This window comes from Chryseobacterium polytrichastri, from assembly GCF_900142445.1.
Lineage (GTDB): Bacteria > Bacteroidota > Bacteroidia > Flavobacteriales > Weeksellaceae > Chryseobacterium > Chryseobacterium polytrichastri.
In genome coordinates, this window is record NZ_FRAV01000053.1 from 1 (window position 1) to 16,982 (window position 16,982).

15 protein-coding genes are annotated in these 16,982 nt (G+C 33.9%); 5 read left to right on the top strand and 10 right to left on the bottom strand.

Going from position 1 to position 16,982, the window contains the following annotated elements; genetic code table 11:
* Positions 1-240: 240 nt before the first annotated feature.
* The 3 genes from BUB80_RS21435 to BUB80_RS21445 all read right to left on the bottom strand — a co-directional run bounded on the left by BUB80_RS21435 (position 241) and on the right by BUB80_RS21445 (position 2,709).
* Entirely contained in the window at positions 241-1,053 is an 813-nt protein-coding gene (locus tag BUB80_RS21435) for a M48 family metallopeptidase (RefSeq protein WP_073297635.1), read from the bottom strand.
* A gap of 106 nt (positions 1,054-1,159) precedes the next feature.
* Positions 1,160-1,969, bottom strand: coding sequence for a ferritin-like domain-containing protein (locus BUB80_RS21440; protein WP_073297636.1), 810 nt, complete (start codon positions 1,967-1,969; stop codon positions 1,160-1,162).
* A gap of 26 nt (positions 1,970-1,995) precedes the next feature.
* Positions 1,996-2,709: a ferritin-like domain-containing protein gene (locus tag BUB80_RS21445; RefSeq protein ID WP_073297638.1), complete on the bottom strand. Its 714-nt coding sequence runs from the start codon at positions 2,707-2,709 to the stop codon at positions 1,996-1,998.
* Positions 2,710-2,916: 207 nt separating this feature from the next.
* On the opposite strand from BUB80_RS21445, the gene recJ reads away from it, so the two are divergent.
* The 5 genes from recJ to BUB80_RS21470 all read left to right on the top strand — a co-directional run bounded on the left by recJ (position 2,917) and on the right by BUB80_RS21470 (position 9,139).
* Positions 2,917-4,629 carry a single-stranded-DNA-specific exonuclease RecJ gene (gene recJ / locus BUB80_RS21450; RefSeq protein ID WP_073297640.1) on the top strand — a complete coding sequence of 571 codons (1,713 nt, stop codon included), beginning with the start codon at positions 2,917-2,919 and terminating at the stop codon, positions 4,627-4,629.
* Positions 4,630-4,664: 35 nt separating this feature from the next.
* On the top strand, positions 4,665-5,249 hold the full coding sequence (nadD, locus tag BUB80_RS21455; protein ID WP_073297642.1) for a nicotinate (nicotinamide) nucleotide adenylyltransferase: 585 nt from the start codon (positions 4,665-4,667) through the stop codon (positions 5,247-5,249).
* Between the two features lie 84 nt (positions 5,250-5,333).
* A complete protein-coding gene (locus BUB80_RS21460) occupies positions 5,334-5,672 on the top strand; it encodes a DUF3817 domain-containing protein (RefSeq protein WP_073297644.1) in 339 nt (112 codons plus the stop codon).
* Between the two features lie 242 nt (positions 5,673-5,914).
* Positions 5,915-8,206 carry a TonB-dependent receptor domain-containing protein gene (locus BUB80_RS21465; protein ID WP_073297669.1) on the top strand — a complete coding sequence of 764 codons (2,292 nt, stop codon included), beginning with the start codon at positions 5,915-5,917 and terminating at the stop codon, positions 8,204-8,206.
* 78 nt (positions 8,207-8,284) lie between these two features.
* Positions 8,285-9,139 (top strand): alpha/beta hydrolase, encoded by an 855-nt coding sequence (locus tag BUB80_RS21470; RefSeq protein WP_073297646.1) that lies wholly within the window; start codon positions 8,285-8,287, stop codon positions 9,137-9,139.
* Between the two features lie 113 nt (positions 9,140-9,252).
* Here the strand turns inward: BUB80_RS21470 and BUB80_RS21475 are convergent, their stop codons facing one another.
* The 7 genes from BUB80_RS21475 to BUB80_RS23280 all read right to left on the bottom strand — a co-directional run bounded on the left by BUB80_RS21475 (position 9,253) and on the right by BUB80_RS23280 (position 16,980).
* Positions 9,253-10,467, bottom strand: coding sequence for a serine hydrolase domain-containing protein (locus tag BUB80_RS21475; protein ID WP_073297647.1), 1,215 nt, complete (start codon positions 10,465-10,467; stop codon positions 9,253-9,255).
* Between the two features lie 175 nt (positions 10,468-10,642).
* Positions 10,643-12,400, bottom strand: a complete 1,758-nt coding sequence (locus BUB80_RS21480; RefSeq protein WP_073297648.1) for a discoidin domain-containing protein — start codon at positions 12,398-12,400, stop codon at positions 10,643-10,645.
* 58 nt (positions 12,401-12,458) lie between these two features.
* Positions 12,459-13,487, bottom strand: a complete 1,029-nt coding sequence (locus tag BUB80_RS21485; RefSeq protein WP_073297649.1) for a hypothetical protein — start codon at positions 13,485-13,487, stop codon at positions 12,459-12,461.
* Positions 13,484-15,076, bottom strand: coding sequence for a flavin monoamine oxidase family protein (locus tag BUB80_RS21490; protein ID WP_175549641.1), 1,593 nt, complete (start codon positions 15,074-15,076; stop codon positions 13,484-13,486). Before BUB80_RS21490 ends, BUB80_RS21485 begins: the two co-directional genes overlap by 4 nt.
* Entirely contained in the window at positions 15,051-16,565 is a 1,515-nt protein-coding gene (locus BUB80_RS21495) for a polyamine aminopropyltransferase (protein ID WP_073297650.1), read from the bottom strand. The genes BUB80_RS21490 and BUB80_RS21495 overlap by 26 nt, the downstream gene beginning before the upstream one ends.
* The gene (locus BUB80_RS21500; RefSeq protein ID WP_054512009.1) at positions 16,558-16,773 is read right to left on the bottom strand and encodes a DUF350 domain-containing protein; all 216 of its coding nucleotides are present in this window, start codon (positions 16,771-16,773) and stop codon (positions 16,558-16,560) included. Before BUB80_RS21500 ends, BUB80_RS21495 begins: the two co-directional genes overlap by 8 nt.
* A 12-nt stretch (positions 16,774-16,785) precedes the next feature.
* Entirely contained in the window at positions 16,786-16,980 is a 195-nt protein-coding gene (locus tag BUB80_RS23280) for a hypothetical protein (RefSeq protein WP_228433917.1), read from the bottom strand.
* Between the last annotated feature and the right edge of the window lie 2 nt (positions 16,981-16,982).

A 16,982-nucleotide genomic window follows, 5' to 3' on the forward strand; every position in this document is an offset into this window, starting at 1 on the left:
ATACCATATTTCTTACGACATTCTGTAATTCCTAATTTACCGAATTCAATTTCTTTTACAATCTGAAGTTTCAAACTTAAACTGTAATCTTTCTGTGTACGCTTGACATAAAGCGTTTCTAAGTATTCTTTCATAACGATCATTTTTTTGTGTATCGCTATTTCAGGACTAGACAATCAATGATAAAAAAATTCCTCAAACTAAAACTTTGAGGAATTTTTCTTTTTAAGGAATCTTAAATTATTTTGTCAGTTTTGTAGTGGGTAAAGTAACCGTTCCGGGATCTTTCCACAAACCATCTTTCTCTGCTTTTTTCTTAATATTCTGAGCTCTTTTTTCACTATCAGGATGAGAGTTAAACATTTTCTGAAAACCAGATTGCGTACTTCCTTCCGAAAGCAACGCCAGTTTTTTGAAAGCTGTATATTCCGCTACTACATTATAATGATTAGCTTTCATAAAATTATAAGAATAGTCATCTGCTTCCGACTCTTGCTTCTTGCTGTGAGAAGCATCTACAAAAGCATTTGCCATTTTTCCAATCTGACTTTCATTAAGCGTAGATACGGTAGACGAAGCCGAAGAAGCAGCATCTAATGCAGCAGCCTTTAAATAAGCCGATTTAATAGCATCTTTGGTATCCTGATTTTTCACATGACCAATTTCATGACCAATGACAGCCAACAATTCATCATCTGTCATCATATCCATTAAAGAAGAAAAAACACGCACGCTGCCATCTGCACAAGCAAAAGCATTGATATCTTTTACTTTGTATACTTTATAGTTTAAGTTAAGACCATCCTGCGTTTTGTGCTTCCCGAAAAGCTTATTTAACCTTACTGTATAAGGATCTTTTGGTCCTGCTATCTCATTATTCTTATCCATATAATCTACTGATTCTTTGGATAATTTTATAGCATCTTCATTCGTAAAACTAAGTGCTTTTGAACCTTTGGAAACAACATCTACCGCCTTTCCAAGACTAATTTTCTGTGCATTGGCCCCGCAAATTGTGCCCAATAAAAATACACCGATAATAATTTTTTTCATATTAATAATTTTAGGTTTAGTGCAACGAATATATCATTTTTAAAATAAAAAATCCTTTCCCAGAAAACTCTGAGAAAGGACTTACACCTAATATTAAGAAATCACTTTATACAATAAATAAAGATGCAATTGCTGTAGCATCAGTACCACTCAGGATTTCATCATAAGCAGCAGAACCTGCAGCCGCTCCGAAAGCCGTTGCTGTATTGTATCCCGCCTGCATTGTATTGCCTTCACCTGCATACACAGCATTGGTTGCAGCAGGCATATTTCCGCCATCTGCTAATTCTATCCAGCCTTTATTTCCTCTCATTCTTCTTACTTGAGAAGCGTGTCTGGCTTCCACAGAATGAATCTGCAAAGCTGCTTGTAATACGGCTTTATTAGACATTACATTTCCTGCCTGTCCTTTGTATGCTCGTACACCTGTATCTTCAAAAGCCTGAGCCAGAATTAAAAATTGATTATAGTCTGCAAAAGGAGCAAACGCACCACCCACCGTAAAATCGAAATTTGGTTTAGCAATTGGTGTTGTTCCTAAAGAAGTTAATGTACTTTTCAGAAAAGCTACGTGAGCTGATTCATGTTTTGAAATCTGCATAAATACGGGTTTGTCTGAACTTGGAATAAGTCCCGCAGTACCTAATCCTTTCGAATAATATTCATCTTCAAGATATTCTAATGTTAATGCAAGCGTTAACGCATCTGTTAATGCAGTTTTAAAATAAGTACCTGAAGTTTTGGTAGTCTCTGCTTTTGCAGAAGTAGACATTAAAGTTGCCAATCCTAATGGTACAGCAGCAACTGCTGCTTTTTGACCCATTGAAGACATATTCGTAAGAGATTCTAATCTTGAAGTTTCTGTAGTGAAAAATTTATCATCAGAAAGTCTATCTAGTAATTTAAGAATGTTCATAATTTTTGATTTTGGAAGTGAATAATTTAGTTAATACCTCTCTCTTTCCAAGTGAATGGAGTTTTGATAAATCCTCCTGCCGCAGACACAATTTCATTAGGTTCTTTGGCAACATCCAATCCGTTTGCATTGATAACATCATCCCCTGAAAAATCTGTAGATCCTGGATTAATAGCATTTCTTATTGCAGAAGCATGTCTAGCTTCTACTGAAACAATTTTCCCGGCAATTACTAAATAATCTGGATTTGTAATATACTTACCCGCTCCATTATAAGCAGCTACGCCAGTATCTTCCAATGCTTTCGCAGTAGCTAAAACAGAAGCTCTGTTATTGAAGTTTACATTAGGATACTGAAATTCAAGTGTTGGTAATATATTCATCGTTGCCCCACTTATTGCAGCTTTGAAAAAATCTCTGTGAATTAGTTCATGATGATATAAATCTGTAAAAAGCGTTTTTTCGGCATCTGAAATTCCCGAATAAAAATTGTTAACAACTTTAGTGTAGAAATCTGCTTCAAGCTGTTCTAGCGCATAAGCATAGTTTAATACTCCTACATCTCCTGTACCGAGATCGAATATTTTAGAATTATCCACCATCTGAAAATCAGAGTTATCGTCGCATCCTACAAGAGCAAGGCCTGCCATTGCAAGACCAATACCGCCAAGTTTAAGAAAGTTTCTTCTACCAGTATCCAAGGTGGCACCCTGATTAGAAACACTGATCGTTTTTTTCATAATATTAATTTTTTAAGTGTTATAACTTTATTTACGAGAGCAAATCTGTTTCGGTTTTCAGTAATCCAATTTTTATTCACTTTTATTAAAAAAACTTTCACAAAAACAGTTAATCAACTGAAAAACAATTAATTAATTTCACGTTCTTCATTTTTTTTATCCTGACAATTCCTCGTTTTTAAAATATATTTTCCCTATTTTTGTGAAATGAGTCAAAAATGGATTTACAAGCCTGAACCCGATGAGGAGATAGTGGATGGATTAAGTTCGTCACTTGGTTTTGGAACTTTCGAATCTAGACTCCTCGTTCTCAGAGGGATTGACGATTATCAAAAGGCCAGAGAATTCTTTAAACCTAATCTTACCGATATTCACAGTCCTTTTTTAATGGCTGATATGCAAAAAGCTGTTGAACGCATTGCAACTGCCATTGAAAACGGAGAAAAAATAATGGTTTACGGAGATTACGACGTAGATGGTACTACCGCCGTAGCCTTAATGTATCTATACCTCAGCAAAATTGTTGAGAAAAAATATCTAGATTTTTATATTCCAGACAGAAATTCTGAAGGATATGGAATTTCTACCGAAGGAATTGATTTTGCTAAAGAAAATGGATTTTCATTGATCATTGCCCTAGACTGCGGAATCAAGGCGATTGATATGATAAACTATGCTCAGAGCTTAGACATTGATTTCATCATCTGTGATCACCATTTACCCGGAGATGAAATACCAAATGCTGTAGCCGTTTTAGATCCTAAAAGAAACGACTGCAGATATCCGTTCAAAGAACTTTCTGGATGTGGAGTCGGATTTAAATTATGTCAGGGCTTAAATACCATTTATAAACTTCCGGAAACAGAATTGTTTGAACTAACAGATCTTTTGGCAATTTCTATTGCTGCAGATATTGTTTCTATGACCGGAGAAAACAGAGTTCTAGCTAAAATGGGACTTAAGGTTCTCAGAAAAACCAGAAATCTAGGTCTTAGGCTGTTAATTCCTGAAGATAAACTTTCTCATTTTGAGATTTCCAATATTGTATTTGAAATTGCTCCGAAAATCAATGCTGCCGGAAGGATTTCCCATGGAAAAGCTGCCGTTCAGTTAATGGTTTCTGATAATTTAAAACACGCCAACCAGATTGTTGGTGATATTATGAACCTCAACGATGAAAGACGTGAACTCGACATGAATTCTACTCTTTCTGCCCTAAACCAAATTCTTGAATCTCAACAGCAAAGCAAACTGACAACTATTGTTTATCATCCTGAATGGAACAAAGGGGTTATTGGGATTGTTGCTTCAAGACTTATTGAGACCTACTACAAACCGACGTTGGTTTTCACTGACGGAAATAACGGAGAAATGGTAGCTTCAGCACGATCTGTTTCTGATTTTGACGTACATGAAGCTTTAGATATCTGCTCTGAATACTTCTTGAAATTTGGAGGCCACCATGCTGCTGCAGGACTTTCAATGGAGAAAGATAAGTTTGAAGCTTTTAAAATAAAATTTGAAAAAGTAGTTGCTGAAAAAATCAAGGAGCATCAAAGAGAACCTTCTATTACGATAGATTCAGAGATTCAGATTGATGATGTAAATAGAGAGTTTATTAATTTCCACAGAAAATTAGCTCCATTTGGTCCTCATAATATGAAACCGATTTTGGCAATCAAGAATCAGAAGCTTTCCGGTTATGTAAAAACAATGGGAAAAGATAATAACCACATTAAGTTTTACATCAAGCAGGAATCTACCGGACGAAATATTGAATGTGTAGGGTTTAAATTGGGCCAGTTCTCAGAAGATTTTAAAAACAAGAATTTCGATATTGTCTTTACATTAGAAGAAAATCATTGGAAAGGAAATGTAACGCATTATCTTAATATTAAAGACGTAAAATTTAGGGATTAGTAAACAAGAAGCTCATTCCTAAACTCTCATGAAATATGAAAAAAATAGGCTTATTTTTCGGTTCGTTTAATCCAATTCATATTGGACATCTGATTTTAGCTAATTATATTTTAGAAAACTCGGATATGGAAGAATTGTGGTTTGTGGTAAGTCCGCAAAACCCTTTCAAAGACAAAAAATCTTTATTGAAAGACCATAACAGATTAGATATGGTACAACTCTCCATTAAAAATTATCCGAATATGAGGGCTTCCAACGTGGAGTTTTCTCTTCCAAAGCCTAGTTATACTATTGACACGCTGACTTATCTTCATGAAAAACATCCTGACTATTCTTTTAGTTTAATTATGGGAGAAGATAATCTTGGTAGTTTACACAAATGGAAAAACTATGAAACGTTGATTAAAAATCATCATATAATAGTTTATCCTAGGGTTTTTGATGGAGAGAAAAAAGATTCTGGTTATCTTCAAAATGAAAACATCTCTTTAATCAAAGCTCCCGTTATTGAACTTTCGGCTACGGAAATCCGAACGATGATTAAAGATGGTAAAAATGTAAGACCGATGCTACCTCCAGAAGTTTTTGATTATTTGGATGGTAGTAATTTTTATAAGTAAATTTGCAGTACAGGAAATAGGTTCCAAGAATTAGCGCTTAGGCTTTAATTCAGAACTTATAATTCATCATTTATAATTCAAGAAATGGACTTCATCGATAAAATATTCTCAAAATATTCTCAGGAAAAAATCATTAAATGGTTTAAACAAATCTGTGTAGCAGAAGCAATTTCCTGTATTTTATTATACGGTGTTGCCATGATCTGGATTCGTTATGATGAAAATTTATACTCCATCATATTCATAAGTGTTATAGGAAGTTTACATGGACTCTTCTTTACCCTTTACCTTTTACTTTGCCTTCCGGCTAAGAAAATTTATAATTGGGATGACGAAGATTTTGTGTTTGCCCTATTATCTGCATTTTTCCCTTTTGCCACTGTCTGGGTGGATAAAAAATTAGCTCGTTTCGATAGAGAATAATATTTATTTTCAATTATTTTCAATTTCGCTGTAACATAAATTATGTTACAGTTGTCTTATTATGTAGAAAGTCAAAGTACACTAAAAATTCCAATGTAAATTTTAACAACTGTAAATCAACAAGTTGAAATAAGTTTAAAAACATTTTTACTACTTTGCATTGCATGATACTAAATTTATTACATATCTTTGCAATATCAATTAATAACGAATACAAGCTATTAACACTTAGAAACAACATCATGAAAACGCCACTACTCATCGCCGCCATATTTTTCACAGGATTTGCTTTTGCACAGGAAAAGAAATCTGATACGCTTAAAACTAAAAGCATTGAAGAAGTTACCATCAAAAAACAAGTCTTTAAAAAGCAAAGCGACCGTTTTGTTTACGATGTAGCTGCTTCTCCAATTACAAAAGGAAATACCACTTTCGATATTTTAAAGCAAACGCCACTACTTTCTTCAACTGATGACAAGACGTTGAAAATTGCAGGAAAGAACAATGCTTTAATCTACATCAACGGTAGAAAAAGTAATATGGATGCAGATTCATTGGTGCAATTCTTAAAAAATACACCAGCTGAAAACATTCAGAAAATTGAGGTGATCACTGTTCCAGGAAGTGAGTATCAGGCTGAATCTTCAGACGGGATCATTAATATCGTTTTAAAGAAAAAAATGAATGATGGGTTAAGTGGAAACATGAGAATGTCTAATTCACAAAATAAATTCAACGGAAGCAACGCCAGTTTCTCTGCCAACTACAGAAAAGATAAATTGGGAATCAGCGCTAATTTGAGTGGTGGAGAAAATATCCAAGGACAATCTTATGTTTTAAGAAATGGAAATGACTTAACATATAACCAGTCTGTAGGTGATATTGATGATCCTAATAAAAATTTAGGTGGATACTTGAACGCTGATTATCAATTAAATGACAACAGTAATTTAGCTTTATCTTGGAATACATGGGCCAATAAAAGTTATAATTCTACTGTAAATTTATTTAATACTACTCGTTCTTATGATGATGTAAACAAGGAATATGTAACAAATTATACAAATTCTAGAAATAAAGAAGACGCAAGGTCATACAATAATTCAGTCAACCTAAACTATGAATTGAAAATGGATTCTTTAGGAAGTAAGTTGAATGTAAATGCTGCTTATCTTAATTATAGAAGGTTCCAGTTTACTGATAATAAAACTTATCTCGCAAACTCATTAGGTGATAATTTAGGTCTTAGTCAAACGATTTATCAGGATCTTCCACAAATCATTAATAACTTCTCTGGTACAGTAGATTATATTAAAAAGTTTAAAAATGATTTTACAGTTTCTGTTGGTGGGAATTATAACAAAACTAAAACCAATAATGACACTAAAAATGATACTTACAGAGAAAACGCAGTACCTCCTTTAAAACCCGAAGAACATCAACCTAATCATTTTATTTATGATGAAAATATTTACGGAGCTTACCTAACATTAGAAAAGAAGTTCTCAGAAAAATTCTCAGGAAAAGTGGGCGCAAGATATGAGATTACCAATAGTTTAGGAACTTCAGACGCACCAGAAAGCAGCGTGGCTACAATGAAGCATCAGGAGATCAAAAGAAATTACAATAACTTCTTACCTTATTTGAGCTTTAATTATGCCATCAATGATAAAAACAATATTTCTTACTCCTTTTCCAGCAGAATGAGAAGACCAAGTTTCTGGGAAATTAACCCTGTAAGAAACATTCTGACAGAAAATAATTATACCCAAAACAACCCATTTGTAAAAGCATCTTCTACTTATAATCAGGAATTAACATATATGTATAAAAGCTCATATTTCTTGATTTTAAATCATTCGTATTACAAAGATCAAATTACGCAAGTTCCATTACAAGGCTATCCTGTATCACCAGATGGAACTATAGGTGAGCAAAATGTACTACGCTATATCAGAACTAATTTTGGAGACAAGCAGGAAATGTCTGCTATGCTTGGAGTTCAAAAAACATTCTTTAAACAATATTTAACAGTGAATTTCAATGCGGGAATTCAGCACAACATCAATAATGGGACTCTTGCTCAGGACCCAACAACAGGTGACACCTTTGTAGATAAAGAAGGAAAACCTTTAGTTTATACAAACAATGTAAAATCAACAAGTGTTATTATTCAAACTAACAACACCATTCGTTTAGACAAAAAGAAAACTTGGTTCTTGGGAGTTAATTATTTCTATGTAGATAAACAACAAATTGAGCTTGGAATGTTGAAAAGCTTAATGAGCTTAGATTTAAGTTTAAAGAAAAACTGGAACGACTGGACTTTTGCAGTGAATGTAACTGACGTATTGAAAACCAACATTGTAGTAATTGAAGATTTTCAAGAAAATGGAAACAACAATTATATTAAAAATGACCAATTCAGAAGAGGTATGACCGTAAGCATCACTTATAACTTTGGAAACCAAAAAGTGAAAAAAGTAAGAGATATCGAAGGGGCTTCTGATGCAATCAAAAGCAGAACAAGATAGAAAACAATCATTCTTCATATAAATTATTTTGTACAGTAACTCGTTGAGAAATCGGCGAGTTTTTTATCTTTAATCCATATGAAAAACTTAATTATAATTTTCGGATGTTTCTCTATACTACTGTTTACTGCCTGTAAGAAAAAAACAATAGATCTTGGTGAAAAAATTTCTTTTGAAAGCAAGGAAAACATTTCTTATGGCAAAGATTCTGAACAAAAAATGGATCTTTATATTCCCAAAAATATTTCAAATTCAAAGCCGGATGTCTTTATTATGATTCATGGTGGTGGATGGAGAGGTGGCGAAAAATCTAATTTGTCCTTCTTTACTTTATCCATGATGAAGAAATTCCCTACTTCTATTTTCGCTAATATTAATTATCGTTTGGCTTCCACCTCCCGTTTTGCAATCCCCAACCAGACCGATGACATTACTAATACAATGCTTTATTTAGAAAAAACATTACACTACAAACCTAGGTTTATTCTTTTGGGAAATAGTGCCGGTGGACATTTATCAATGTTGTATGCTTATCAATTTGATCAAGCAAAAAAAGTAAAAGCGGTCATTAATATCGTAGGGCCGTCTGATCTGTCGGATTCTAATTTCAAAAAATATAGTGATTATTCATTTGTTGAAAAACATTTAATTGATCCAAAAACACTTTCTTCCGGTGTATCGATGATGAATTTTGCGAGTCCGACCCATTGGATAACCAATACCTCAGCGCCAATGCTTTCTTATTATGGACTCAGTGACCAAGTAATTCCGTTATCACAAAAAGCAATACTAGATTCTCTCTTAGATAAAAACAAGGTAATTAATGAATCTTTCGAATTTAATGGCGGGCATCTCGATTGGGATAAAGAAAAAAATGCACCTTTTTTAATGACTAAAATTGATGAATTTCTGAAAAAAATTGATAAAAAATAATTGTTTAAAAGTCAAACCTAACAGGTTTTTGAAACCTGTTAGGTTTAGAAAAAATCGACAAAAAATAAACGCTCTGAAAAATTTCAAAGCGTTCTATTATTTAATTTTATTTTTTAATACCCAAGTACTTTCTTGATTTCAAGACCTGTTACATTTAAGGTATTTAGACATTTCGTGAAATTCGCTGTACTGCTCAAATCCCAATACGGTAATAATACAATAACCGAAACATCTGTAGCCGGATCATACGTCATTAATGATAAATAGCCTTCTGTAGCTCCGTTATGGCCATATCCAATTCCAGCGAAATTAGCACACCCCAATGCATATCCTGAAGTCGTAGCCGGACCTTTACTCGTTCTCATAAGCTCAGCACTTGAAGCATACAAGACATTCTGACCTTTCATTAGCGTTCTGATATAATCTGTAAGCATCACCATCGTCCCTACTCCATTTCCTTCTCCAGTATGTGCACTTGCATTTTTTTGATCGGTAATTTCGTTGTGATTGGCATATTTAATAAACCCTTTTACATAAGGTGAAGGCAATTGCTTATCCGTTGCCAACTCAGGAAACTTGATACCCAATGGTCTTTTGGAACCAGGCCCTACAATTTGGTCGTACATATAATTTCCGTATGTTTTAGTAGCGCCCGCTTTCTCAGAATATATTCTTGCAATAATTTCACTTAAAATTGAATATCCTGTATTTGAATAATGGTAAACTGTATTGGGAGCTCCATACGTAAGGTTGTGATCTTTCAATACTTTCACATATTCGCTTGTCGTAAACTGATGATCAGGGAAATTCTGAAGCATATAATCTCCATACGTTTCGCCATTGATGCTATATTGAGAATCATCATTCGTTACATCATAAATTCCTGCATTATGTTGCAAAATCTGACGAATCGTTATTTGATTTTTATTTGGGAAATCCCAATCTGCAACATCCGGAGTATACGGAACCGTGGTTCCCGGAATATTGGCTGTAATTTTATCATCCAATTTTAGCCATCCATCCTGCATCATTTTTAAAATAGCGGTAGAGGTGAAATTTTTGGTGTTGCTCGCAAAACGGAAATAGGTATTTGGGGTAACCGCTGAGCCATTTGTTCCTTTTACAGTCCCGAAATAAGTTCCTTTTGGAGAAACAACATACACGCTTAAAGAAGGAACATCAGTATTAAGATCTCTTTGAAGATTGGCATGAATATTCTTCACTGCAGCATCTACTTCAACCTGATAATCTTTCTCCGTCTCATTATCACTACAACCAAAAATAAAGGGCAGAAATAATGAAAGGGACAAAAGTTTAAGTTTTTTCATGGTTTAGTTATTTGATTTATTATAAGCTGCAAATTTCGGTATTTTTTTAGAAATATTTGAATCAATCCAAAGGTTACATTTAAAAAATTAAACAATCTCCTTGCTAACAATCATCTATTAAAAACAAAAACCCTCAGAATCAAATCCTGAGGGTTTCAAATATATGTTTATACGACTATTCTGATTTAACGACTTCCGTTCTTTCCGAAATTCCATTTGAATTAAAAGCTTCAATCTGGAAATAATAAGAATCTACTCTATCGGCTCCGGTGAAGAAATATTCATTCTTATCATACACCATTATGCTTCCGTACAATTTATCCGGAGATTTCCCCCAGTAAATTACGTATCCGTCTGCATCCTGATTTTGTTGCCATTTCATCCAGATGCTTCTTCTCTCCCCATATTTTTTAGGATCTGCTCTCAACGGGACAAAGTTTTCAACTTTTGCAGGTTTTGCGCCCGCTCCTTTTCCGAATACTCTGAACCCACTTAATGCAAATTTTCCTGTTGGCATTTTTAAGTTTTCCATTTTCAGGAATCTTGCTTTTGCAGGCTTCTCTAATTCTACATAATCGTGAGGAACATCTTTGGTATTTTTGCTTTTATCTACAATAACATTCCATTTTTTACCATCGTTTGAACCGTAAATTTTATACTGATGCATTTTGCCTAAAGTTTTACCCATAAACTCAACATCCTGATCTGCATAATTAATCTGAATGGCATTAATGGTAGAAACTTCTCCTAAATCCGTTTGAAACCATTCTCCCGAGTTTCCTGTTTTTGCACTCCAATAGGTTTTAATATCTTCATCAACCGCCAAATTGGGTTGATATCCGCCTAAGGTAGATGAAACCTGAACCGGTTTGTTGTAATTCAACAACATCCAATCTGCAAAAAGCCCTTTAGAGAAGTCTTTCCCCTGAGCATATTGCGGAAGGAATGTAGGATAATCACCATACGCAGTGTTTGTATACATTACATCGTCTTTATCGAATCCTGCAGGCCAGATTCCCAATCTTCTTTCAAAATTATTTTTAGTTGAAATAAATATCGTTGAAACGTGCCACCAGTTTTTGAAATTATCTTCAAAAGTTGCTCCGTGTCCTGCACCTCTCGCAAAGCCACCCGGTTTATAGGAAAACGGATTATGCTGTTGGTATTCGTAGCCTTCCAAAGGATTTTTACTTACATATACTCCATCCGAATATCCGCTAAACTCCGTTGCCGGAGCACCATATTGCATATAGTATTTTCCGTTGTGTTTTGTTACCCAAGCTCCTTCCACGAAAGGTTGTAGGAAAACATTGTCGTTGTATTCTCCAAAACGCTCCCAACCGTGATCTTCAGGTTTTAGTTTTAAAATAGGTTTTACAAATCCTTCAGACTGTAAGGTTTTAACTTTTACTTCTGTCCCTAACAAAGGCCATTCATTACTGGAACCCCAATATAAATACAGCTTATTCTTATCTTCATCATAATGAAAAGCAGGATCCCAAGCTCCCACTTTTAAGGTGTCAACTGCAATATGCCAATCATCTTTCGTAGGATTTGTACTTTTCCAGATTGGAAAATCCTGCTCCCAAGTTGATCCGTATACATACAACGTATCTTTCATTGCCCAAACTGCAGGCGCATTAAGATCATGGGTATATTTGTTGTCTCTAAGGAATTTCCTTTTTACAAATTTCCAATCCAGCATATCATCGCTGTACCAATACCCTTCCTGGTTGGTTGAAAAAAGAAATAGTTTGTTTTTAAAATTTACAATCACCGGATCAGCGGTTGCACGGTGTTTCCCTTGTTTGGAAAAAATTTCAAATGGAGTGTAGCCATAATCAATGTTGATTGGGTTACAAAATGTTTTCTGCTGAGCGTTGATAAAAAAGAATGGCAATAGAGCCATCAATAGCATAATTTTCGTTTTCATAAGCACTTTTCTCTTTTCATCCCGTTAATAATCTATTTTAAATTGAACTTTTACAAAGTTAATTGATTTTTTCAGGTTTCTTCCAAATAAACCCGTCCAAAAGGTAGTGCGTGAGCTGTGGAATGACTAATAAGGGGATGAGAAATTGTTGAAAACTAAGAGATGGAAAAATTGCATTAACAGAAATATTTTCCCTCCAAACCAATACTTCCCAAAGTAATTCCTCAAAAAAAGCCAACCCTATGATAACGCCAACAAAGAGAATAATCCCAAGGCTTGTTTTAAAAATGGAAAGTTTTTTTAACTGAACCTCATCTTTCTGTTTTATTTCTCTAATGTAAATGAGCGCGATGTAAGGAATCCCGTGAGAAAGGACATTGAGCAGTGTAAAAATCAAATCATTATTAAAATAAACAATCCCGAAATACCAAGAAAGATAAGTTCCTATAATGATCATATTTTTAGGAATATTAAAACTCTTGTTTTTATTCCAGAGATATAACGTTTTCAGAACCCAGATTCCTATAATAGAAAGGTATACAACCAGAATATAAGGTCTGTAATCCGGAAGTTTCTCCATCCACGTAAACTCATTAGTCATAAACCATGTAAAAACCCTTGGTGTTTTGAACCAATACAGCATTGGATAAATGGTGGCTGAATAAATGGCCAACTCATCTATTTTTTTAGAAATAGTATTAGGCTCTTTTCGGGCATAAATTCTCATGAAACCATATTGCTGGCGTATAAAATGAAAAACCGCCACCAACGCTAAAACCGACCAAAAGAATAAACTTCCAAATTGATACAAGACCAATCCTAAAACAAAACCGATTACCGGAATAATGATATATAATTTCTTCCTTTTCCTGAATTCTTCTTTTACAAAATAGGTCTTAAATAATGTAGAATAAACATGCGCAACATCCACAAAAACAATAAGAAATAACCAGATAAAAAACGAATAATGATTTTCCAGATATTGAATCTGACTCTGAAATATGATAATAAAAAACAAAACTAAAAATGGCGGCAACAAAATAAAAAGACCATCTGTTTTACCATTATATATCCAAGGTTGCTTCATACCATTTGTTTTACAGCATTAATACCCTGATGAAAGGCTTCTTCAAAAATTGAAATTCCCGACAAGTCTGTATGGGCAAAGAAAATTTTCCCATCAATCGGTTTTTTAGCTTTTTCAGTTTCAGCACCGAAAATCTGATTGGGAACGGGAGCAATCATCGCATGGCCAATTTTATGAAACTGCATCTCTATAATAAAATCTTCTATAAGCGGGTGGGCTTTTTTCAAATCGTTCAATACAAGATCTCTAAGTTGATTTTCTTTAAGATCATACAACTTGCGTCTCGCTTTTTTACAGTTATCTGATGAAAAACTTTTGTAGTACGTAATGACTTTTTCACCCATATTTTGATCGATATTTTGATGTTTGTCATCAATATACCCTAATCCGTCCGAACCATAAATTACATTATCCCAAGCTAATTCTTCATCACCTCCGAATTCATTCTTCAATGTAATTGTTGTTAAAAGCCACGGAACATAGTTGAAATTGTCTGCTCTTCTATTATTAAATATTCTTTCATTTACAAACTGAGGCGTTGCAAATAAAACTTTATCGGCAATAATTTTCTTTGTCTTTTTTTGAACATTATCAAAGCTCAGCACCTCAACATGATTCTCATTTAATTTTACGTCAAAAACCAAATGATTCACTACATGCTTATCCTTTGTATATTTTGAAAGATGTTTCGCAAGTCTGGCATTTCCTTCCGGCCAAGTAAAAACCTGATCTTTATATTTCTTACTCCAGTTATTTTTTCTTCCTGCAAAATAATGAATTCCCGCCCATGCAGAAACGTACTCTATTCCCAATCCGTAATCGTCACGACAAGAATAATCTAATAACCAAAGAAGCTCCTCTGACCTAAAATCATGTGCAGTAAGAAAACTTTTAAAGGTAATTTTCTCAATTTGGATAATACCCTGATCTCTGCTGGAATTTTCAATAGGAATCGTAAACCAATATTTTCCCTGAGCATCTTTTTTCTCACGATAGCCATCCATCAATTTAAAAAATCGGGAAATCTCATTCTTTGCTTCGTAAGAAATTCCCTTTTGAGGAACAATATCATTTTGCCATGAATTTTTATAAAACAACCTCTCATTTTGAGGAAACACAAGTTGATAATCATCTAAAATAGGATCTCCATTTTCATCATCTCCCAGATATATTCCACATTCTTTTAAAAACTCAATGACTTCCAAGTCTTCTTTATTCGGTAAAGGAAGGTAGTGAGCTCCTAAAGGGAATTTTGAAAATTTATTTTCTCCGTTTGATGAATTTCCTCCTAAATGATCTTCCATTTCGAGCATAAGAAAATCATCAATCCCTTTTTTACTTAATGCTCTGCATGCTGAAAGCCCTGAGATTCCACTACCTACAATTAAAAATTGGGTTTTAATTTCTTCTGAAGCTTTAGGGAAATCCTTCGCCCATAAACGATGTCCTAAAACAGAGTTCGTTCCTGTAATTTTAAGTAAAAATGATTTTGCTTTCTTTTCACAATACTGCAAAAAGGAAAGTGCCATTCCGCCCCAAAATACTGTTGTCAGAAATTCTTTTCTATTGTACTTTTCCCCACTCTTCATCAAAATATCTTACTAAAATTTGATTATCCAGTCGATTAACTTCTACCTCTTTCGCCATCATATCTTTGCTAAAATAGCTCATCTGCAGAAAATTATAATCATAAAATCTTAATCCAGGAATTCTTCTTATTACATGATTATTAATTGAATCATTAGAAGCTATACAATATCCCCATTCCCCGAAAGAAGGAACATACGTATGATATGCTTTTGTAAAAGGAAATACCTGATTCAATGTTTTCTGGATACACCAAAAAGATTTCGGCGCAAAATAAGGTGACGTAGTTTGGACTACAATTCTGGTATCTTGGGTTGTTCTATTTTTTAATTCTTTATAAAACTGTAATGAATATAATTTTCCAAGGCTGTAATTTGAAGGATCCGGAAAGTCAATAATGATTACATCATATTTTTGTGTTGCGTTTTTTACCCAGACATAAGCATCTTTGTTGATTACTTTTAATTTAGAACTAGAAAGAGAACTATGATTCAACTTTTTCATGGTTTCATTATCCTTGAAAAAATTTGTCATCTCTCCGTCTAAATCTACTAATGTAATATCTTTTACCTCTTTATATTTCAATACTTCACGAACTGCAAAACCGTCTCCGCCTCCTAAAATTAAAACATGATCTACCTTTTTTGCCATAGACATCGCAGGATGCACCAATGCTTCATGATAGCGGTATTCATCGGTGGAAGAGAATTGAAGATTATTGTTTAAATACAATCGAAACTCATTGCTGTTTCTCGTAAGAACAATTCTTTGGTAAGGCGAATTATGAGAATACACAATATTTTCACCATATAATTTCTCTTCCGAAAACGCTAAAATCTTATCTGAAAAAATAAATAAAACAAGCAGTAATAAAAAAGCTCCCATGGATTTCACCTTCAATGAAAAAGGTTTTAGCAAATCATTTTTTAAATAGAAACATAAAAAAATAGCTATGGAAATATTAATTAACCCAAAAAACAAAGGCGTTTTAATAATTCCTAAACTGGGAATCAGAACCAATGGAAAAAGAACAGATGCTAATAATGCTCCCACATAATCAAATGCAAAAACATTAGAAACTAAATCTTTAAACTGAACTTTATCTTGCAAGATATTCATTAACAAAGGAATTTCTAACCCAACTAAACATCCCGTGGAAAATACAAATAGATATAAAGCCCATTCAAAGTGACCCACCGTATTGAATAAAAGGAAAAGCACCACAGAACTTATTCCGCCCACAATCCCAACTAGGATTTCAATTTCTATGAATTTATCTATTAAACTTCCTTTGATGAATTTCGCCAGATAAGAGCCAACCCCCATCGAAAAAAGATAAACCCCAATAATGAATGAAAACTGTTTTACAGAATCACCCAAAAGGTAACTTGCTAAGGCGCCAGCTACCAATTCATAAATAAGTCCGCAGGTAGCAATTACAAATACAGATGATAATAAAAGAATTTCTAAAGACAGTCGTTTTCTATCCATGAATCGCTGCTCCTATAATGATGGATATCCCGATAATGAAGGCTCCAAAAACAATTGCCAATGCTGTATTTTTGTTTTGAGAAATCTCATGCCATGTTCTTTCCGGCGTTATTTTTTCCAGAATAAAATAGCAGATCAGTAGAATAATAATTCCTAAAAATGAATACAGGACTGAATTGATAATCGGCACGTAATTTATATTTTCCATAATAGCATGTTTTTATTTGTGATAGAATCTGTAGAACCCTCTTCCCGAAGAATGGCTTCTGGTAGTTCCGTCTCTATATGTTTCTGTTTTTTCGCAATCACAGACTTGGTTTCCAGCATATGTAAGATAGGTAAACCACCCCAGAAATGCTCCTCCCATGAGACAGAGAAACCAATTTGTTTTGATATAGTTAAAAATGTGAACCATAA